The following is a 20,043-nucleotide window of genomic DNA, read 5'->3' on the forward strand; positions in this document are numbered from 1 at the left end:
TTCCTAAGAGACCATCCAGGAGACGCGATGAAACGATCCGTCCGCAACGGCCTCATCGTCGCCGCCGCTTTGGCGGTCGCGGGGGCCGTCGTGCCAATCGTCACGACTACCGCCAATGCCGCCGGCAACCTCAGTGCGACGTTCACGGTCGACCAGGACTGGGGCTCCGGCTGGGGCGCCAGCTACAAGATCACCAACGGGACCGCCAGCACCGTCAACGGCTGGACGCTCGAGTTCGACCTGCCCGCGGGTGGTCAGATCACCAGCTTCTGGGACGCCGACGTGACCCGCTCGGGTCAGCACTACGTCGCCAAGAACAAGTCGTGGAGCCCGACCCTGGCCGCGGGCGCGAGCTTCAGCTGGGGCATGAACGGCTCCGGCGCCAAGCCGCCGACCAACTGCACGATCAACGGCGTCGCGTGCAGCGGGGGCTCCCCGACCACCGCCCCGCCGACCACGACCAAGCCGCCGACGACGCCGCCGGTCACCACGTCGCCGACGAGCACCACCAAGCCGCCGACCACCCCGCCGCCCACCACGACCACGCCGCCGGCCACCGGCAGCAAGAAGGTCGTCGGGTACTTCGCCGAGTGGGGCGTCTACGGCCGCAACTACCACGTGAAGAACATCGAGACGAGCGGCTCGGCCGCCAAGCTCACCCACATCCTGTACGCGTTCGGCAACACCACCGGCGGGCGCTGCTCGATCGGTGACAGCTACGCCGACTACGACAAGGCCTACACCGCGGCCGACTCGGTCGACGGCGTCGCCGACACCTGGGACCAGCCGCTGCGTGGCTCGTTCAACCAGCTGAAGAAGCTCAAGGCGATGCACCCCGGCCTCAAGGTCATCTGGTCGTTCGGCGGTTGGACCTGGTCGGCCGGCTTCACGCAGGCCGCGCAGAACCCGACCGCGTTCGCCGACTCCTGCTACAACCTGGTCAACGACTCCCGCTGGGCCGGTGTCTTCGACGGCATCGACATCGACTGGGAGTACCCGAACGCGTGTGGCCTGCAGTGTGACGGCTCCGGCCCGAACGCCTACAAGAGCGTGATCGCCGCGCTGCGCGCCAAGTTCGGCTCGTCGAAGCTCGTCACCTCGGCCATCACCGCCGACGGCAGCAACGGCGGCAAGATCGACCTCACCGACTACGCCGGTGCGGCCGCGAACCTCGACTGGTTCATGCCGATGACGTACGACTACTTCGGCGCCTTCGCCGCGCAGGGCCCGACGGCCCCGCACTCCCCGCTGTCCTGCTACTCGGGCATCCCGACCGCCGGCTTCTGCTCCGAGGCCGCGATCAGCAAGCTCAAGAGCAAGGGCATCCCGTCCAACAAGCTGCTCCTGGGCGTCGGCTTCTACGGCCGCGGCTGGACCGGCGTCACCCAGTCCGCTCCGGGCGGCACCGCCACCGGCGCGGCCCCGGGCACCTACGAGGCCGGCATCGAGGACTACAAGGTCCTCAAGAACTCCTGCCCGGTCACCGGTACCGTCGGCGGCACCGCCTACGCCAAGTGCGGGAACAACTGGTGGAGCTACGACACGCCCTCGACGATCAACAGCAAGATGGCGTACGCCAAGGCGCAGAGCCTCGGTGGTGCCTTCTTCTGGGAGCTCTCCGGCGACACGAGCAACGGCGAGCTGATCTCCGCGGTGAGCGGCGGTCTGAAGTAAGCGAACCCTAGAGAGAGGGCGGGCCCGCCGGGCCCGCCCTCTTTTGTCGTACCGGCCGGTTAGCGTATGAGGCGAGATGACGACTTCGCTGGCCGACCATTTGCGCGCCCTGCCCGACGACGAGCTGACGGCGCTCATCCGCCTGCGTCCCGACCTGGTCATCCCGCCCCCGTCGGACTTCTCGGCGCTCGCGCACCGAGCACAGTCCCGGGTGGCGGTGGCCCGCGCCCTGGACGCCCTGGACCAGTTCACGCTCGAGATTCTGGACGCGTTGCGGTACACCCGCGTCGGCCACAGCTCGTCGGCCGAATCGGTGCTGGCGCTCACCGCGCAGTCGGGCGTGGAGGCGGCGCGCGTGCGGGCCTCGATCGACCGGCTGCGCGCCTGTGCCGTGGTCTACGGGCCCGACCAGGCGCTGCGGATCGTGGGGGCGGTGGACGAGGTCTGCTCGCCGTACCCGGCCGGGCTGGGCCGCCCCGCCGAGGAGCTCGATCCGGTGGCCGGCGCGCTGGTCGCCGACGCCGCCGGGCTGCGCCGCACGCTGCTGGCCGCCTCCCCCGCCGCCCGGGCCGTGCTCGACCGCCTGGCCGCGGGGCCGCCGGTCGGCACCGTCTCCGCCGCCGTCCTGCAGGCCGAGTCCGACTCGCCGGTCCGCTGGCTGGTCGACCGGCACCTGCTGGTCGCCGTCGGGCGAGACGCCGTGGAGCTGCCGGTCGAGGTCGCGCTCCTGCTGCGGCGCGAGGCCGGCCCGCTCGGCCAGCTGCACCCCGACCCGCCGCCGATGGAGACCCCGCGGCGCGAGCCGGCCCAGCTGGATCGCGCGGGCGCGGGTCAGGTCCTGGAGCTGGTCCGCAACGCCGAGGCGCTCATCGAGACGATGGGTCAAGATCCGCCGGCGGTACTGCGCTCAGGTGGCCTCGGCGTCCGCGAGCTGCGCCGGTACGCCAAGACCGTCGGGGTGGACGAGCAGCAGGCGGCCCTGCTGGTGGAGATCGTCGCCGCGGCCGGGCTGATCGGCGAGGAGATCGTCGACAACAAGCGGGTCGAGAGCGTGTTCCTGCCCACCGTCGCGTACGACGCCTGGCGCGCCTTCGGGATCGCCGCCCGCTGGCACCGGCTGGCCGTGGCCTGGCTCACCATGAGCCGCGCGCCGGCCCTGGTCGGCCAGCGCGACGACCGCGACCGCCCGCTCAACGCGCTCGCCCCGGAGCTGGCCCGGCCCGGCGCCCCGGCCCAGCGCCGCGCCGCCCTGCAGGTGCTGGCCGACCTGGCCGCCGGCTCGACCGCGGCCCCGGCGGCGGTGGTCGAGACGCTGACCTGGCGTGCGCCGCGGCGGATCACCCGGGGCGCGTCGGCGGGCATCGAGGCGAGCCTGGCCGAGGCGGCGTTCGTCGGGCTCACCGGCTTCGACGGGATGACCGGCTACGGCCGGCTGCTGCTGGCCGAGCTCGCCGCGGAGGCCCCCGATCCGGAGGACCCGCTGGGGATCGGCTCGCCGGAGGGGTACGCGCTGTCCGGCTCGGCCGCCCTCCTCGACACGCTGCTGCCGACCCCGGTCGACCACGTGCTGCTGCAGGCCGACCTGTCGGTGATCGTCCCCGGCCCGCCCGAGCCGACCCTGGCCGGCGAGCTGGAGCTGCTCGGGCAGCAGGAATCGGCCAGCGTGTACCGCATCACGGCCGACACCGTCCGCCGCAGCCTCGACGCCGGCTACTCGGCGGCCGACCTGCACGCGCTGCTCGCCCGGCGCTCGCGCACCCCGGTGCCGCAGACCCTGTCGTACCTCATCGACGACGTGGCGCGCCGCCACGGCGGGATGCGGATCGGCTCGGCCAACTCCTACGTGCGCAGCGACGACGAGACGGTGATCGCCGAGGTGCTGGCCGATCGCCGCCTGCAGCCGCTGGGCCTGCGCCGCCTGGCCCCGACCGTGCTGGCCTGCCGCCACACGCCGACCCGGCTGCTGGAGGCGCTGCGGGAGGCCGGCTATCCGCCGGTCCAGGAGGACTCGACGGGCGCGGCGGTGCTGACCCGGCCCAAGTCGCGCCGCGGGGCGCCGCGCCCGACGTGGGCCTCGCGCGGGGTGGAGGACCCCACCGCGGCGGTACGGCTCTCCGCTCCCCGCCTCGCCGGCGTCATCGAGCAGATCCGCCGGGGCGACGCGGCGGCCCGGGTCGCGCGGCGCGCGCCGGTGACGGTGCGGGCCAACGGGGCCTCGGGCGCCACGCACACGGAGGCGCTGGAGGTGCTGCAGCAGGCGCTGCGGGAGAAGACCCGGGTGTGGGTCGGCTACGTCGACGCGCACGGAGCGACGGCGTCGCGGCTGGTCCGGCCGGTGTCGATGGGGTCGGGGTACCTGCGGGCGGAGGACGAGCGCACGGAGATGCTGCACACCTTCGCGCTGCACCGCATCACGGGTGCGGTGCCGGAGGCGGAGGCCTAGTTCTAGTTCGCCCGGGTCGTCCCGATGATGGAGACGACCAGGAGCAGGACGGCCAGGCTGCCGAAGGTCTCCCCGATGGCGTCGGTCAGCGGGCTCTTGAACACCCGCCAGGACAGGAAGAAATAGGTCACGGCGGCGGCTATGACGGCGGTTACACCCAGCTTGGCCAGGGCGGTCATGCATCGATGCTAGGCGCGGTCGGCCGTCACCGGATCAGGTGATGTTCCCGATGTGTACGGCCCGCCGGCCCCGGCGGGACGCGCTCGCCCCCGAACTGTTTCACCCGAGCGCGTCCGGCCGAGACCGTACAAGTTCTTGAACGCATCCCATGGGTCCAGCGGTTGCATGGGTATGGATCGTTCCCACTATCCGGGAAGTGTCAGACCCTCATGCGACACTGGGTCAGTGCCTGAAGGTCCACTGATCGTCCAGTCCGACAAGACCCTTCTCCTCGAGGTCGACCACCCCGACGCCCAGGCGTGCCGGATGGCCATCGCGCCGTTCGCCGAGCTCGAGCGGTCGCCGGAGCACGTGCACACCTATCGCCTGACGCCGCTGGGGCTGTGGAACGCGCGCGCCGCGGGCCACGACGCCGAGGGCGTGGTCGACTCGCTGCTGCGCTACTCCCGCTATCCCGTGCCGCACGCGCTGCTCGTCGACATCGCCGAGACGATGGACCGCTACGGGCGGCTGCGGCTGCTCAACGACCCGATCCACGGCCTGGTGCTGAACGCCTCCGACCGGGCCGTGCTGATCGAGGTGTCCAAGAGCAAGAAGCTCGCCGGGATGCTCGGCACCCAGATCGACCCCGACACGATCGTCGTCCACGCGTCCGAGCGCGGGCGGCTCAAGCAGGCGCTGCTGAAGCTGGGCTGGCCCGCCGAGGACCTGGCCGGCTACGTCGACGGCGAGGCGCACACCATCGACCTGGCCGAGGACGGCTGGGTGCTGCGCTCCTACCAGCGCGAGGCGGTGGAGTCGTTCTGGGCCGGCGGCTCCGGCGTCGTGGTGCTCCCCTGCGGGGCGGGCAAGACGCTGGTCGGCGCGGCGGCGATGGCCGAGGCCAAGGCCACCACGCTGATCCTGGTCACCAACACGGTCGCCGGGCGGCAGTGGAAGCGGGAGCTGCTGGCCCGCACGAGCCTGACCGAGGAGGAGATCGGCGAATACTCCGGCGAGCGCAAGGAGATCCGGCCGGTCACCATCGCGACGTACCAGGTGCTCACCACCCGGCGCGGCGGCCAGTTCGCCCACCTGGACCTGTTCAACGCCCGCGACTGGGGCCTGGTCGTCTACGACGAGGTGCACCTGCTGCCGGCCCCGATCTTCCGGTTCACCGCCGACCTGCAGGCCCGGCGGCGGCTCGGCCTGACCGCGACCCTGGTCCGCGAGGACGGCCGCGAGGGCGACGTGTTCTCGCTGATCGGGCCGAAGCGCTACGACGCGCCGTGGAAGGACATCGAGGCGCAGGGCTGGATCGCGCCGGCGGAGTGCGTCGAGGTCCGGGTGACGCTGACCGACGAGGAGCGGATGGCGTACGCGGTGGCGGAGCCGGAGGAGCGCTACAAGGTGGCGGCCACCGCGCGGACGAAGCTGCCGGTGGTGCGGAAGCTGATCGACCGGCACAAGGACGACCAGGTGCTGGTGATCGGCGGGTACATCGACCAGCTGCATCAGCTCGGTGAGTTCCTGCAGGCGCCGATCATCCAGGGCTCGACCACGAACCGGGAGCGCGAGAAGCTCTTCGACCAGTTCCGGGCGGGGGAGCTCCGGACGCTGGTGATCTCCAAGGTCGGGAACTTCTCGATCGACCTTCCCGAGGCAGCGGTGGCTGTGCAGGTCTCGGGGACGTTCGGCTCACGGCAGGAGGAAGCCCAGCGCTTGGGGCGAGTGCTCCGGCCGAAGTCCGATGGTCGGCAGGCGCACTTCTACACGGTCGTGGCTCGGGACACCATCGATACCGAGTACGCGGCGCATCGGCAGCGGTTCCTGGCCGAGCAGGGATACGCCTACACGATCACTGATGCGGACGACGTGGTGGCTTAAGAGCTTTTCCCTCCGGGGGGGGCGGGGGGGAGGTGTGTCAACACACCGCACTTTGCCGCTGGGCTTGGTTAGTGGCTGAGGTTTCTCGCTAAGGGCCTTCGGCCACTACGTTCAGGGCCTCGTCGATTTTGTCCAGGGCTTCCTGGGCGGTGCCGCCGTCTTTGGTCCAGGCCAGGAGGGCGTTGATCATGGCGCCTACGCAGGCGCCTACGAAGGCCTGGCAGCGGAAGTCGTCCTTTGGGCGGCCCAGGCGTTCGGCCAGGGGGACCGCCAGGTAGTGGATTGAGTCCTGGAGGTTGTCGAGGGCTCGCATGCGCAGGGCCGGGACGCCCAACTGGAGGCGGGCTCGGTTCAGGGCCTGCTCTGCCTCCTCCTCGGTGATCGACCGGAAGGCGCCCGTGAAGGCCTGGCGGATCACGTCCAGCGGGGTCAGGTCGTCCGGGGCCCGGCGGATCAGGTCGGCCATCAGTTCGTCGTAGCGGTCCTGGATGACCACGTCTTCCTTGGTCTTGAAGTAGCGGAAGAACGTGCTCGGGGAGACCTCGGCGGCCTCGGCGATCTGCTCGATGGTGGTCGCGTCGTAGCCCTGCTCGGTGAACAGGCGCACGGCGTGCTCCTGGATCGCCCAGCGGGTCTTCTGCTTCTTGCGTTCACGCAACCCTGGCGAGCTCATTTGCCGATTGTTCCCCACCTCGGGCTTTGCGCGCATTGGGCAGCAACAGAGCGGTCAGGATGGCGCCGGCCACCGCGATCGCGGCGCAGACCAGGAGGACTGCCGTCATGGCCTCGACGAACGCTGTTCGGGCGGCTACCGCCGTGGCGGCGTTGGCCACGCCGGCCGAAACTGAGCGCTTGGCGGCGTCCGGCACCTGGCCGCGGTACACCGCGTTGGTCAGGCTGCCCAGCAGCGCCACCCCCAGGGCGCCCGCCACCTGGCGGAACGTCATCGTGATGGCCGTGCCCGAGCCGGCCTCGTCGCGCGGCAACGAACCCAGGACGGCGTCCATGGCCGGGGTGATGGCCAGGCCGATGCCCAGGCCGGCGATGGCCAGCCAGGTGGCGACCATTCCATAACCGCTCCCGACCTCGGTCCGCGCGCCCAGGGCCAGGCCCGCCGCGCCGATGAACAGGCCGGCCGCCACCGGGAGCCTCGTCGCCGTGAACCTGGCGATGCGTTCGCCGAGCGGGGCGCCTACGAACAGGCCGGCGATCAGGGGCAGCAGGCGCAGGCCGACTCCCAGGGCGTCGTTGCCCCGGACCGCCTGCAGGTACTGGGGCAGGATGAACAGCACGCCGAAGAGGGCGAAGGAGGCCAGGGTGCCTGCCGCGGTACCCCACGCGAAGCGGGGCTTGCGGAACAGGCGCAGGTCGATCATCGGGCTTTCGCTGCGGCGTTCCACCAGGACGAACACGGCGAGCAGCGCTGCTCCGGCGGTGAGCGCGGTCAGGACGCCGGGGTTGGTCCAGCCGCGGGTGGGGGCCTCGATCACGCCGTACACGAGAAGGATCAGGCCGGACGTGGACAGGGCGGCGCCCCAGAGGTCGACTCGTTTGGGTGTGGTGGCTCGGGATTCCGGGACCAGGAAGGCCACCGCCACCAGGGCGATGAGGGCGACCGGGACGTTGATCACGAAGATCGAGCCCCACCAGAAGTGTTCCAGCAGGTAGCCGCCGATGATCGGGCCGAGCGGCAGGCCGATGCCCATGCCCATGGTGAGCAGGGAGATCGCGCGGCCGCGGCCGTGGTCGTCGAACAGAACCGGCAGGACGGCCATGGTCAGCGGGGTGAGGATCGCGCCGCCCACGCCCATCAGGGCCCGGGCCGCGATGACCTGGGCGGCGTCCTGGGCGAAGACCGCTACCAGCGAGGACGCGGCGAACAGGCCCAGGCCCAGCATGAGCAGGCGCTTGCGGCCGTAGCGGTCGCCCAGGGCGCCCATGGGGAGCAGGAGGCCGGCGAAGACGAGGACGTACGCGTTGACGATCCACTGCAGGTCGTCGCTGCCCGCGTTCAGGTCGGTGGCCAGGGTGGGCAGGGCGACGTTGAGGATCGTGGTGTCGAAGCCGACGGTGAGCACGCTCAGCACGATGGCGACCAGCGCCCACCACCGGCGCGGGCTGGAAGTGACAGCGTCCATTTTTTGAGAGTAGCTGTTACTTGGTAGTGGCTGTCAATTTTTTTCGGGCATGCTGAAGCCCGGACCAAGCGGCCGTTTGCTAAAAAATTACGCGGTCAGCTCCGCCGAGAGCAGTTCCGCGATCTGGGCCGTGTTCAGCGCCGCGCCCTTGCGCAGGTTGTCGCCGGTCACGAAGAAGTCCAGCGCGCGGGGGTCGTCGACCGAGCGCCGGATGCGGCCGACCCACGACGGATCGGTACCGACGGCATCGATGGGCATCGGGAACTCGCCCGCGGCCGGGTCGTCGACCAGGATCACGCCGGGGGCGTGGCGCAGGACCTCGCGGGCGCCCTCGGCGTCGACCTCCATGCCGAAGACCGCGTGCACGGCGACCGAGTGGCCGGTCACCACCGGGACGCGGACGCAGGTGGCGGAGACCTTGAGGTCGGGCAGGCCGAGGATCTTGCGCGACTCGTTGCGCAGCTTCAGCTCCTCCGAGGACCAACCGGCCTCGCGGAGGGAGCCGGCCCACGGCACGACGTTCAGGGCCAGCGGGGCCGGGAACGGGCCGAGGTCGTCGCCGACCGCCCGGCGCACGTTGCCCGAGCGCGAGCCCAGGGTGCGGTCGCCGCCGACGCGCTCCAGCTGGTCGAGCAGCGTGGTCACGCCGTCCTGGCCGGCGCCGGAGACGGCCTGATAGGAGGCGAGGACGAGCTCCTTGAGTCCGTACTCCCGGTGCAGCGGCGACAGCGCCACGATCATCGTCAGCGTGGTGCAGTTGCCGTTGGCGATGATGCCCTTGGGGCGGTTGCGCACCTGCTCGGGGTTGATCTCGGGCACCACGAGCGGGACGTCGGGGTCCATCCGGAAGGCGCCCGAGTTGTCCACCGCGATCGCGCCGCGGCCGACGGCGATCGGGGCCCACTCGGCCGAGACGTCGTCGGGCACGTCGAACATGGCCACGTCGATGCCGTCGAAGACCTCGGGCGACAGCTCGTGGACGACCAGCTCCTCGCCGCGCACGGTGAGCTTGCGGCCCGCCGAGCGCTTGGAGGCCACGAGCCGGATCTCGCCCCACACGTTCTTGCGGGACGAGAGCAGCTCACACATGACGGAGCCGACGGCCCCGGTGGCACCGACAACAGCCAGGCTCGGAAGACCGCCCATGAGGGACGACGCTACCTTCCGGTCCCCGCGTAGACCACGGCTTCCTCGTCGCCGCCCAGTTCGAAGGCGTCGTGGATCGCCCGGACGGCGACGTCGAGGTCGGTGTCGCGGCAGACGACCGAGACCCGGATCTCCGAGGTGGAGATCATCTCGATGTTCACGCCGGCCTCGGCCAGGGCCGCGAAGAGCTTGGCGGCCACGCCCGGGTTGGAGCGCATGCCCGCGCCGACCAGCGAGACCTTGCCGATGTGGTCGTCGAACAGGATCGTCTTGAAGTCGATCGAGGCCTTGATCCGCTCCAGGGCGGCCATGGCGGTCGCACCGTCGGTCTTCGGCAGCGTGAACGAGATGTCCGTGCGGCCGGTGCTCTCGGTCGACACGTTCTGCACGATCATGTCGATGTTGGTCTCCGCGGCCGCGACCGTCTGGAAGATCCGCGCGGCGACGCCGGGCTGGTCGGGCACGCCGACGATGGTGATCTTCGCCTCGTCGCGATCGTGCGCGACGCCGGTGATGAGCGCTTGTTCCACGGAGAGGTCCTCCATCGATCCCGTGACCATGGTGCCGTTGGCGGTTGAGTACGAGGAGCGCACGTGGATCGGCAGCGAGAACCGCCGCGCGTACTCCACGCTGCGCAGGTGCAGCACCTTGGCGCCGCAGGCGGCCAGCTCGAGCATCTCCTCGTACGTGATCTGCTTGATGTGCCGCGCGTTCTTGGCCACCCGCGGGTCGGCCGTGAAGATGCCGTCGACGTCGGTGTAGATCTCGCAGACGTCGGACTGCAGCGCGGCGGCCAGCGCGACCGCGGTCGTGTCGGAGCCGCCGCGGCCGAGGGTGGTGATGTCCTTGGTGTCCTGGGAGACGCCCTGGAAGCCGGCCACGATCGCGATCGCGCCCTCGTCCAGCGCGCTGCGCAGCCGGCCGGGGGTCACGTCGATGATCCGGGCCCGGCCGTGGGTCGACGTGGTGATCACGCCGGCCTGGCTGCCGGTGTAGGAGCGGGCCTCGTACCCCAGGTTGTTGATCGCCATCGCGAGCAGCGCCATGGAGATCCGCTCACCGGCGGTCAGCAGCATGTCCAGCTCGCGGCCGGCGGGGACCGGGCTCACCTGCGACGCGAGGTCGAGGAGCTCGTCGGTCGTGTCGCCCATGGCCGAGACCACCACGACGACCTCGTTGCCGGCCTTGCGCGTGTCGACGATCCGCTCGGCGACACGCTTGATGCGCTCGGCGTTGGCGACGGAGGAACCGCCATACTTCTGCACGATCAGCGCCACGCCGCCGAGCTCCCTTCCATGAGGTCAACGCAGCCGAGCCTACCGGGGTCGGAAACCCCCCGGGAGTGGCGTTCCACGATCCGGCCACGCCGCCGGGCGAGAATACGCGGATGCGGGGACCTCGGGTCGGCCAATGTCCGATCACTGTGACCACCGGCACGGCCCTGGCCGCGCTCACGGCGCTGCTCCTGGCCGGGTGCAGCTCGTCGGGCACGCCGGCGCCGGACGCCACGACCACGCCGGCCGGCACGCCGGTCGCGGCCCAGCCGGACCCGCGCGGCCTGCTCGCGGCCCGGGTGGCGGTGGCCAAGGACCAGCGCTACGTCGCCGCGTACACGCTCACCGTCCAGGGCAAGGGACCGCGCTCGGTCCTGGTCTCCGTCGCCACCGACCGCACCTGGCGGGTCGACATCCAGGGCGGCGCGCTGGGTGGCACGGCGGACGTGGCCATCGCGAGCCGGCCCGAGGGGATGTACCAGTGCCAGATCAACCCCTCCGGCCAGTGCGTGCGGGTGGCGGCGGCCGGCAAGAAGCTGCCGGCGGCGATTGATCCGCGGATTCAGTACGTCTTCGTGAGCTGGCTCGACGTGCTCCTGGACCGGCAGGTCCCGCTGTCCGTGGCCTCGGCCGAGCCGCTGGCGGGCACTTCGGCGCCGTGCTTCGCGGTCGAGCCGGGCGTCACCGCGATCGCCCCGCCGATCGACCCCGGCACCTTCTGCTACAGCGACAAGGGCATCCTGACCGCGGCCAAGCTGCCGTTCGGCCAACTCATGCTCACCGGCGAGGTGGTCGCCCCGCCGGACACGATCTCGCTGCCCGCCCCGGTCGGCGACGGCAGCGCGCTGGGCACCGCCACGCCGCCACCCCCGAAGCCGTCGGCCAGTGGCGCACCGTCGGCGAAGGCCGTAGGCTAGCGCCTGACATGTGGCAGACGCTTCTTCTTCGTCGCCGCGACGAGGCCTGACCAGGCCGGCACCTCGTCGCGGGGATGATGCGCGCGTCCGCGCTCCTGCCGGTCTGACTTCCCAGACCTCTTCCCGCGTATCGCGCGGGCCAACTCAGGAGCAAGAACATGTCCGAAATCGCCACGCAGTCCGCGAGCCGTATGCCGATTCACCGCTACCGGCCGTTCTCCGAACAGTTCCCGATTCCGCTGACCGACCGGCAATGGCCCGGCAAAGAGGTCACGGTCGCGCCCCGGTGGTGTGCGGTCGACCTGCGCGACGGCAACCAGGCCCTGATCGACCCGATGTCGGTCGAGCGCAAGCGGCGGATGTTCAACCTGCTGGTACGCATGGGATACAAGGAGATCGAGGTCGGATTTCCGGCGGCCTCGCAGACCGACTTCGACTTCGTGCGCACGCTGATCGAGCAGGACCTCATCCCCGAGGACGTCACGATCCAGGTGCTGACCCAGTGCCGGGACAACCTGATCGAGCGCACGTTCCAGTCGCTGGTCGGGGCCCGCCGCGCGATCGTGCACTTCTACAACTCGACGTCCACGCTGCAGCGGCGCGTGGTGTTCGGGCTGGACCGGGCCGGGATCACCGACATCGCCACCTCGGGCGCGCGGCTGTGCCAGAAGTACGCCGAGGCGATCACCCCGGACACCGAGATCTTCTACGAGTACTCGCCGGAGTCCTACACCGGTACGGAGCTGGACTACGCGCTGGAGGTGTGCAGCGCGGTCATCGAGGTGCTGCAGCCGACCCCGGACCACCCGCTGATCGTCAACCTGCCGGCGACGGTCGAGATGGCCACGCCCAACGTCTACGCCGACTCCATCGAGTGGATGTCGCGCAACCTGCCGCACCGCGAGTCGGTGATCCTGTCGCTGCATCCGCACAACGACCGGGGTACCGCCGTCGCCGCCGCCGAGCTGGGCCTGCTGGCCGGGGCCGACCGCGTCGAGGGCTGCCTGTTCGGCAACGGCGAGCGCACCGGCAACGTCGACCTGGTGACCCTGGGCCTGAACCTGTTCTCGCAGGGCGTCGACCCGCAGGTCGACTTCTCGGACATCGACGAGATCAAGCGCACCGTCGAGTACTGCAACCAGCTGCCGGTGCACGAGCGGCACCCGTACGCGGGCGACCTGGTGTACACCGCCTTCTCCGGCTCGCACCAGGACGCGATCAAGAAGGGCTTCGACGCGCTGAACCGGGACGCCGCGAAGGCCGGGGTCGACGTCGACCAGTTCACCTGGGGCGTGCCCTACCTGCCGGTCGACCCGAAGGACCTGGGCCGCTCCTACGAGGCCGTCATCCGGGTCAACTCGCAGTCCGGCAAGGGCGGCGTCGCGTACGTCATGAAGTCCGAGCACCACCTGGACCTGCCCCGCCGGCTGCAGATCGAGTTCTCCGGCGTCGTGCAGCGGCACACCGACGACGAGGGCGGCGAGGTCAACCCGCAGCAGATGTACGACTTCTTCGCCGCCGAGTACTTCTCCGACCGCCGCTTCACGCTGACGTCGTACGAGGCCAACACCGCCGACGGCAAGGTCTCGCTCGCCGCGGACATCACCGTCGGCGGCGAGGCGCGCAGCGTGTCGGCGACCGGCAACGGCCCGATCGACGCGTTCGTGCACGCGCTGGGCGACGTCGGCGTGGACGTGCGGGTGCTGGACTACGCCGAGCACGCGCTGACCTCCGGCGAGGGGGCCCAGGCGGCGGCGTACGTCGAGTGCGCGGTGGACGGTACGACGTACTGGGGCGTGGGCATCGACGCCAATATTGTGACCGCTTCGTTGCGCGCCGTATTGAGCGCGGTCAACCGCGGTTAGTCGTGAATCGGACCCGCCCGTGGTGATCGACACGGGCGGGTCCTCCAACACTTGTTCGCATTGATGGCGCACAGTAGGCATGTGCGCCCCTCCACACACGGCAAAGCCGTCCTCATCGCTCTCGCGCTCGCCACGGTGCTCACCGGCGCCGGCAGCTGCGATGTCTCCTCCACTCCCGGCGCCGCCGAAGGTTCCGCGGGAACCGGCGCGGGAACCGGCGGCGGAGGTGGTGGCGGCACCGCGTCACTCGACGCGCTGACCGTCGCCGCCGCCGGCTCCATGTCCGGCTACACCCGGGAGAAGTTCACCCACTGGATCAGCCAGGGGAACGGCTGCGACACGCGCGACGTCGTACTGAAGCGCGACGGCAAGAACGTCAAGGCGACCGCCGACTGCAAGATCACCGGCGGCTCCTGGCACAGCCCGTACGACAACAAGGACACGACCGACCCGCAGGACATGGACATCGACCACATGGTGCCGCTGGCGGCGGCCTGGCGCTCGGGCGCGTCGAAGTGGACCGACGCGCAGCGCAAGGACTTCGCCAACGACCTGACCCGGCCGCAGCTGTTCGCGGTCAGCCTGCAGTCGAACCGGTCCAAGGGTGACCAGGACCCCTCGACCTGGAAGCCGCCGAACAAGGCGTTCTGGTGCACGTACGCACAGGACTGGGTAACAGTGAAGACGTACTACAAGCTGACCGTGTCGCAGGCCGAGAAGTCGTCGCTCGCGGACATGCTGGCGACCTGCTGATGCCTTTTTGGAGGAACCGGATGACGGAGACGACCTCGACTGCAGCGGCTCCGGCCGTTCCGGTTCCTCCAACGGACATCACCGCTGGGCCCGGCGGGGTCATGACCGACGAGGTCGGCGTGGTCACCGGCGAGCTCACCCTGCAGTCGGAGATCGGCACCGACGGCGCCTTCGTCGTCAAGGTCCAATACAAGGACGCCGAGGAGTGGTACTGCGTGACGGGCGCCAAGGGCACCTTGAAAGATCCCGCCGATCTGGCCGCCGTCCAGTCCGTCGTCGCCGGGATCCTCAACCGCCCGGAGGGTTAGACCGCTCTTCGTCCCTCGAAGGCCCTGCCCAGCGTGATTTCGTCGGCGTACTCCAAGTCGCCGCCGACCGGCAGGCCGCTCGCCAGTCTGGTCACGTTGAGGCCCATCGGCTTGACCAGCAGCGCGAGGTAGGTGGCGGTCGCCTCCCCCTCGGTGTTGGGGTCGGTGGCCAGGATGAGCTCCTTGCAGGTGCCCTCGGCGAGCCGGGTCATCAGCTCCCGGATGCGCAGGTTGTCCGGGCCGATGCCCTCGAGCGGATTGATCGCGCCGCCGAGCACGTGGTACCGGCCGCGGAACTCACCCGTGCGCTCGATCGCCACGACGTCCTTGGGTTCCTCCACGACGCAGTACACCTCGTCGCTGCGGCGCGGGTCGCGGCAGATCCGGCACAGCTCGGCCTCGGCCACGTTGAAGCAGCGCGTGCAGAACCGCACGAGCTCCTTGACCCGCTGCAGGGCCTGGGCGAGCCGCTTGACGTCCACCGGGTCGGCCGCGAGCACGTGGAACGCGATGCGCTGCGCGCTCTTCGGGCCGACCCCCGGCAGGCGACCGAGCTCGTCGATCAGATCCTGGATGGCGCCTTCGTACATTTAGAAACCGGGAAGCCCGAGCCCGCCGCCCAGGCCTCCGAGGCCGGCGGTCAGCGGACCCATCTTCTGCTCGGTCAGGTCGCGGGCCGCCTGGGCGGCGTTGTGCACCGCGGCGACGACCAGGTCCTCGAGCGTCTCGACATCGTCGGGGTCGACCGCCTTGGGGTCGATCTTGATGGAGACGACCTCGCCGGTCCCCTTGACCGTGGCCGTGACCAGCCCGCCGCCGGCCGTGCCGGTGAGCTCGGCCTCGGCCAGCTCTGCCTGCGCGGAGACCATCTGCTGCTGCATCTTCTGGGCCTGCTTCATCATCTGCTGCAGGTTGGGCTGTCCACCGGGCCGCACAGGGTGCTCCTTCATCCGTCGTCGGCAAGACCTTCGGTCCAGCTTAGGCCCTACCCCGCCGAGTCCCGGCCCGGGCGACGCGCTTTTGAGGCCTTGGCCGCCTGTACGAGATCGTCCACGACCGCTCGGTCCTCGACGCCCAGATAGGCCAGCAGCGGCCGCAGGTCGTTCGCGGAGATGGCGACGTCACCCGATTCGATGCGCGTCACCTTGGACAGCGACCACTCCATGGCCTCGGCCACCTGGGTCTGCGTGTCACCCTTGGCATTGCGGGAGTCCTTGATCGCCAGCCGGACCTTGCGGCGCGCGACGGCCGGCCTGTCACCCTCGACATACTTCATCTTCATCGCCCGATCTCGCTGGTCGCCGGATCGTCGCCTACTCGCCGATAGGGCAACGATCCGGCCGGTTGCCGGTCAGGCGGACGCGTACCGGGCGCGCCACTCCAGGGCGCGGATCAGAGCGCGCCGGACCTGGCCGAAGGTCTGGCGGTCGGTGCTGTGGAAGAGCCGCACCTCGTGCAGGCCGTACTGCGCGCGGATCTCCTGCGCCGCGCGGAGGCGGCCGGTGCGCGGGTGCTGCAGGACGTAGACGCCCTCCAGGAAGTCCAGGCGGTACTGGACCGGGGCGGGGCGCAGGATCATCCAGTGGTCGCTCGTGACGACCAGGTCGGGACTTCGGTAGAACATTCGCATCTCCCTCTTCCCCCTCGGTCTTGCAAGAGGGGCCGACGATGCGGTAGGCATAACTTCAGGTGAAGACGCTGCCCCTCCGCTTAGCCAGAGTGGCGGCCGCAAACAGAACAGCGCCCGGTGGCCGCCGGGCGCTGTTGCGTTTCCGCCACTCGCCCCCTCGTGGCTCTCCTTCGATGGTTGCATGGCTGTACGCCTATGCGCTAGCTCACAATCTGCCATATCGCAGAGTGCCGAACCGCCAGTGGCAAGATCGGAGCGGCGCCGCTCAGATCGGCAGCGGATCCGCGCGGTACTCCAGGGCCCGGATCAGGGCGCGGCGCACCGTCCCGAACACGGCCCGATTGGTGGTGTAGAAGATCCGGACGTCGGCCGAGCCGTGCCGGGCGCGGATCTCGTGGCCCACGCGGAAGCCGGCCCCCCGACCGTGCTTCACGATGTAGGGCGCCTGGATCTCCTCGAGCGGGAGACGCAGGGGCTGCGGGCCCATGACGACCACGTGCGTGCTGGTGATCAGGATGTCCGAGCTTCGATAGAACATCACGGCCCCCTCCAACAGCGTGTCGGTAACAAGATGGTCGCACGCTGTGTCATGCCGGAGAAGGCGTCAACCTGCCATATCGCAGATGGCGGTGTGACGTTTGGCCGAGCGGTGGATGGCGTTCCGGGATCCACGGTCCCCCGAACGGGGGCGTGAGACGCTCGCCACACTCGGCTTCGCGCCATCTGTGGCCTCTTGGGGCTTCAGAGCGCGACGCCCGGCTTCCGTGTGGGAGGCCGGGCGTCGTGCCTGGTAGATCGTGCGGAGGATACGAGATTCGAACTCGTGAGGGTTTTATCCCAACACGCTTTCCAAGCGTGCGCCCTAGGCCTCTAGGCGAATCCTCCGTGCGCCAGGATACCCATCGCTCGGCGGGTTCGTGCACCGGGTATTGTTGTCGGCAAGCCGCTCGTGCGGCGACACCTCATGAACCTCCCCAGGGCCGGAAGGCAGCAAGGATAAGTGAGCTCTGTCGGGTGCACGAGCGGTGTCTTCGTATCCCCTTCTCCTCGCGCGTTCTCCTCGCGCGTGCGGGCGTGCGCTTTGGTCGCCTCGCGCGTGCGGCGTGCGCCGTGGTCGCCTCGCGCGTGCGGCGTGCGGCGTGCGGCGTGCGGCGTGCGCCGTGGTCGCCTCGCGCGCGCGGCGCGTGCCTCGGTCGGCGAAAAGTGTCGGGGGTCGGGAGTACGGTGGTCGCGGCTCGAGACATCGGACTAGTCGAACGGAGGACCGCAGGTGGCGCTCGCGTTGTACCGCAAGTACCGGCCTCGGACGTTCGCCGAGGTCATCGGCCAGGAGCACGTCACCGAGCCGCTCTCGCAGGCGCTGCGCTCGGGGCGGCTCAACCACGCCTACCTCTTCTCCGGCCCGCGCGGCTGCGGCAAGACCAGTAGCGCCCGGATCCTTGCCCGCTCCCTCAACTGCGAGCGCGGCCCGACCCCCGAGCCGTGCGGCGAGTGCCAGTCCTGCCGCGACCTGGCCCCCGACGGCTCCGGCTCGATCGACGTCATCGAGATCGACGCGGCCAGCCACGGCGGCGTCGACGACGCCCGCGACCTGCGCGAGCGCGCCTTCTTCGCCCCGGTCTCGAGCCGCTTCAAGGTCTACGTCATCGACGAGGCCCACATGGTCTCCTCGGCCGGCTTCAACGCCCTCCTCAAACTGGTCGAAGAGCCACCTGAGTACGTCAAGTTCGTCTTCGCCACCACGGAGCCGGAGAAGGTCCTCGGGACGATCAAGTCCCGCACCCACCATTACCCCTTCCGGCTGATCCCCCCGGGCGTCCTGCGCCCCTACCTCGAGCAGCTGACCGCCGCCGAGGGCGTGAAGGTCGAGCCCGCCGTCTTCCCCTTGGTGGTACGGGCAGGTGCCGGCTCCGCCCGCGACACGCTCTCGGTCCTGGACCAGCTCATCGCGGGCGCCGGCGACGAGGGCGTCACCTACGGCCGGGCGGTCGCCCTGCTCGGCGTCACGGACGCGGCCCTCCTGGACGAGATGTGCGAGGCCCTGGCGGCGGACGACGGGCGCGGCGCCTACGGCGTCATCGACCGGGTCGTCGAGGCCGGCCACGACCCGCGCCGCTTCGCCTCCGACCTCCTGGAGCGCCTGCGCGACCTCATCGTCCTGCAGCAGGTGCCGGACGCCGTCGACAAGGGCCTGCTGGACGCCCCGCACGACCAGCTGGACCGGATGGGCGCCCAGGCCGCACAGCTGGGTCAGGCGGCGTTGTCGCGGTACGCGGACATCGTCCACAACGGCCTGACCGAAATGCGCGGCACGACGGCCCCGCGGCTCCTGCTGGAACTGATCACCGCGCGCATGCTCCTACCGGGCGCGGACGACTCCAGCTCGGCGCTGTTGCAGCGGCTGGAGCGAATGGAGCGGCGCCTGCAGGCCGGGGGCGTGCCGTCCGCTCCGGCGCCTTCGATGGCTTCGCACGCGGTTCCTTCGGCGGCGCCGTCCGTGGCTCCTCCGACAACTCCGTCCGCGGGCTCTTTCGTGGCTCCTCCGACGGCTCCGTCGGCCGGTCCTTCCGGGGGTCCGTCCGGCGGTCCTTCCGCGGGTTCCTCCGGGGGTCCTTCCGTGGGTTCCTCCGGGGGTCCTTCCGGGGGTCCTTCCGGGGGTTCCTCCGGGGGTCCTTCCGGGGGTCCTTCCGGGGCCTCTTCCCAGGCTGAAAACGGGAACCGGGGGCTGGATTACATCCGGGAGGCGCGGCCGGCTGCCTCCGCTCCGGCACCGACGCCAACGCCGGCCACCTGGGGCGAGGCGGCACCGCCCATGTCCGCCCCACCGGCGCCCGCTCCGGCACCGTCGGCTCCGATCTCCGCCCCACCGAGCTCCGCGCCGCCGCAGGCCGGCGCTCAGGGGTATGCCGCGGAATCGGCTCCCGCCCCTGTTGCCCAGCCTCCCGCGGGTGGTGGCGGCATGGACGCGGACGCGATCCGCCGGGTCTGGCCGGACCTGCTGGCCCTGGTGAACGACAAGAGCAAGAAGGCCGGCGCCATCATCCGCGAGGCGACGGTCCAGGACGTGGAGGGCACCACGCTGGTGCTCGGCTTCAAGTACTCCACGCACGCCGACATGCTCAACGCCTCCCCCGACGTCCTGCTCAAGGCGTTGCAGGAACTCCTGGGCGGCCGCTGGCAGGTGCGCTGCGAGGTAGGCGGCCAACCGGGCGGCAGCTGGGGCGGCGGAGGCGGCGGCAGTCGCCCGACCCCGCCGAAGCCGTCACCGCAGCCCTCGGGCCCGTCGGGAGCGCCCGCCCCGACATCCGGCCCGTCGTACGGCGCGCCCCAACAGTCTCGCCCGCAGAACGCCCCCCACCAGGTCGGCGCCCCAAGCGCGGCCCACCAGGTCGACGCCCCTAGCGCGTCCCACCAGATCGGCGCCCCAAGCGCGTCCCACCAAGGCGGAACCCCGAGCGCGGCCCAGCACGACGGAACTTCGAGCGCGGCCCAGCACGGCGGATCGCCTGGAGTGACCCACCACGGCGGTTCACCGGGCGCGTCCCACCAAGGCGGAAGTTCGAGCGCGGCCCAGCACGGCGGATCGTCCGGAGTGACCCACCACGGCGGTTCACCGGGCGCGTCCCACCAAGGCGGAAGTTCGAGCGCGGCCCAGCACGGCGGATCGTCCGGAGTGACCCACCACGGCGGTTCACCGGGCGAAACCCAGCACGGCGGATCACCTGACGCCACCCACCGTGGCGCGGCCCCGAACGCGGCCCAGCACGGCGGATCACCTGACGCGGCCGGGCACGGCGCGGCGCAGCACGGCGGATCACCTAACGCGCCAGGGTACGGCGCGACGCAGCA

At 70.7% G+C, this 20,043-nt stretch carries 17 protein-coding genes, 1 tRNA gene, 1 other RNA gene and 1 pseudogene; 9 read left to right on the plus strand and 11 right to left on the minus strand.

The window, feature by feature from the left end; translation table 11 throughout:
* Positions 1–27 precede the first annotated feature (27 nt).
* Together ACQPZ4_RS48870 and ACQPZ4_RS48875 are read left to right on the plus strand one after the other, a co-directional pair.
* Complete coding sequence (locus tag ACQPZ4_RS48870; RefSeq protein ID WP_433052921.1) at positions 28–1,674, plus strand: glycosyl hydrolase family 18 protein; 1,647 nt, start codon at positions 28–30, stop codon at positions 1,672–1,674.
* Between the two features lie 76 nt (positions 1,675–1,750).
* Positions 1,751–4,117 (plus strand): helicase-associated domain-containing protein, encoded by a 2,367-nt coding sequence (locus tag ACQPZ4_RS48875; protein WP_433052924.1) that lies wholly within the window; start codon positions 1,751–1,753, stop codon positions 4,115–4,117.
* Positions 4,118–4,119: 2 nt separating this feature from the next.
* On the opposite strand, the gene ACQPZ4_RS48880 is transcribed toward ACQPZ4_RS48875, so the two are convergent.
* Positions 4,120–4,296, minus strand: a complete 177-nt coding sequence (locus ACQPZ4_RS48880; protein WP_433052927.1) for a hypothetical protein — start codon at positions 4,294–4,296, stop codon at positions 4,120–4,122.
* 226 nt (positions 4,297–4,522) lie between these two features.
* Between ACQPZ4_RS48880 and ACQPZ4_RS48885 the strand changes: the two genes are divergently transcribed.
* Positions 4,523–6,163, plus strand: a complete 1,641-nt coding sequence (locus ACQPZ4_RS48885) for a DNA repair helicase XPB (RefSeq protein WP_433052930.1) — start codon at positions 4,523–4,525, stop codon at positions 6,161–6,163.
* 88 nt (positions 6,164–6,251) lie between these two features.
* Here ACQPZ4_RS48885 and ACQPZ4_RS48890 read toward each other — a convergent pair whose 3' ends face one another.
* From ACQPZ4_RS48890 to ACQPZ4_RS48905, 4 genes are all read right to left on the minus strand, one after another.
* Entirely contained in the window at positions 6,252–6,836 is a 585-nt protein-coding gene (locus tag ACQPZ4_RS48890) for a TetR family transcriptional regulator (RefSeq protein WP_433052933.1), read from the minus strand.
* A complete protein-coding gene (locus tag ACQPZ4_RS48895) occupies positions 6,814–8,301 on the minus strand; it encodes an MFS transporter (protein ID WP_433052936.1) in 1,488 nt (495 codons plus the stop codon). Before ACQPZ4_RS48895 ends, ACQPZ4_RS48890 begins: the two co-directional genes overlap by 23 nt.
* Positions 8,302–8,388: 87 nt before the next feature.
* The gene (locus ACQPZ4_RS48900) at positions 8,389–9,447 is read right to left on the minus strand and encodes an aspartate-semialdehyde dehydrogenase (RefSeq protein WP_433052939.1); all 1,059 of its coding nucleotides are present in this window, start codon (positions 9,445–9,447) and stop codon (positions 8,389–8,391) included.
* Between the two features lie 11 nt (positions 9,448–9,458).
* Positions 9,459–10,724 carry an aspartate kinase gene (locus ACQPZ4_RS48905; protein WP_433052942.1) on the minus strand — a complete coding sequence of 422 codons (1,266 nt, stop codon included), beginning with the start codon at positions 10,722–10,724 and terminating at the stop codon, positions 9,459–9,461.
* A gap of 146 nt (positions 10,725–10,870) precedes the next feature.
* On the opposite strand from ACQPZ4_RS48905, the gene ACQPZ4_RS48910 reads away from it, so the two are divergent.
* The 4 genes from ACQPZ4_RS48910 to ACQPZ4_RS48925 all read left to right on the plus strand — a co-directional run bounded on the left by ACQPZ4_RS48910 (position 10,871) and on the right by ACQPZ4_RS48925 (position 14,564).
* On the plus strand, positions 10,871–11,638 hold the full coding sequence (locus ACQPZ4_RS48910; protein WP_433052945.1) for a hypothetical protein: 768 nt from the start codon (positions 10,871–10,873) through the stop codon (positions 11,636–11,638).
* Positions 11,639–11,796: 158 nt separating this feature from the next.
* A complete protein-coding gene (gene leuA, locus ACQPZ4_RS48915) occupies positions 11,797–13,503 on the plus strand; it encodes a 2-isopropylmalate synthase (RefSeq protein ID WP_433052948.1) in 1,707 nt (568 codons plus the stop codon).
* A gap of 63 nt (positions 13,504–13,566) precedes the next feature.
* Positions 13,567–14,256: an HNH endonuclease family protein gene (locus ACQPZ4_RS48920; protein ID WP_433052951.1), complete on the plus strand. Its 690-nt coding sequence runs from the start codon at positions 13,567–13,569 to the stop codon at positions 14,254–14,256.
* 101 nt (positions 14,257–14,357) lie between these two features.
* Complete coding sequence (locus tag ACQPZ4_RS48925; protein ID WP_433052954.1) at positions 14,358–14,564, plus strand: hypothetical protein; 207 nt, start codon at positions 14,358–14,360, stop codon at positions 14,562–14,564.
* Here ACQPZ4_RS48925 and recR read toward each other — a convergent pair.
* The 6 genes from recR to ACQPZ4_RS48955 form a co-directional block, all read right to left on the minus strand.
* Positions 14,561–15,154: a recombination mediator RecR gene (recR, locus tag ACQPZ4_RS48930; RefSeq protein ID WP_433052957.1), complete on the minus strand. Its 594-nt coding sequence runs from the start codon at positions 15,152–15,154 to the stop codon at positions 14,561–14,563. The genes ACQPZ4_RS48925 and recR overlap by 4 nt on opposite strands.
* A complete protein-coding gene (locus ACQPZ4_RS48935; protein ID WP_433067076.1) occupies positions 15,155–15,475 on the minus strand; it encodes a YbaB/EbfC family nucleoid-associated protein in 321 nt (106 codons plus the stop codon).
* Between the two features lie 74 nt (positions 15,476–15,549).
* Positions 15,550–15,846 carry a helix-turn-helix domain-containing protein gene (locus ACQPZ4_RS48940; protein ID WP_433052960.1) on the minus strand — a complete coding sequence of 99 codons (297 nt, stop codon included), beginning with the start codon at positions 15,844–15,846 and terminating at the stop codon, positions 15,550–15,552.
* A gap of 69 nt (positions 15,847–15,915) precedes the next feature.
* A complete protein-coding gene (locus tag ACQPZ4_RS48945) occupies positions 15,916–16,188 on the minus strand; it encodes a hypothetical protein (RefSeq protein ID WP_433052963.1) in 273 nt (90 codons plus the stop codon).
* 271 nt (positions 16,189–16,459) lie between these two features.
* Positions 16,460–16,732 (minus strand): hypothetical protein, encoded by a 273-nt coding sequence (locus tag ACQPZ4_RS48950; RefSeq protein ID WP_433052966.1) that lies wholly within the window; start codon positions 16,730–16,732, stop codon positions 16,460–16,462.
* 262 nt (positions 16,733–16,994) lie between these two features.
* Positions 16,995–17,079, minus strand: a tRNA-Ser gene (locus tag ACQPZ4_RS48955).
* A 54-nt stretch (positions 17,080–17,133) separates the two neighbouring features.
* Here ACQPZ4_RS48955 and ffs point away from each other — a divergent pair.
* Together ffs and ACQPZ4_RS48965 are read left to right on the plus strand one after the other, a co-directional pair.
* Positions 17,134–17,227: signal recognition particle sRNA small type (gene ffs, locus ACQPZ4_RS48960), an RNA gene on the plus strand.
* Positions 17,228–17,464: 237 nt separating this feature from the next.
* Positions 17,465–19,540: pseudogene (locus tag ACQPZ4_RS48965) on the plus strand (DNA polymerase III subunit gamma and tau); the annotation flags it as partial.
* Positions 19,541–20,043 lie beyond the last annotated feature (503 nt).

It is taken from the genome of Dactylosporangium sp. CS-033363 (assembly GCF_050942475.1).
Lineage (GTDB): Bacteria > Actinomycetota > Actinomycetes > Mycobacteriales > Micromonosporaceae > Dactylosporangium.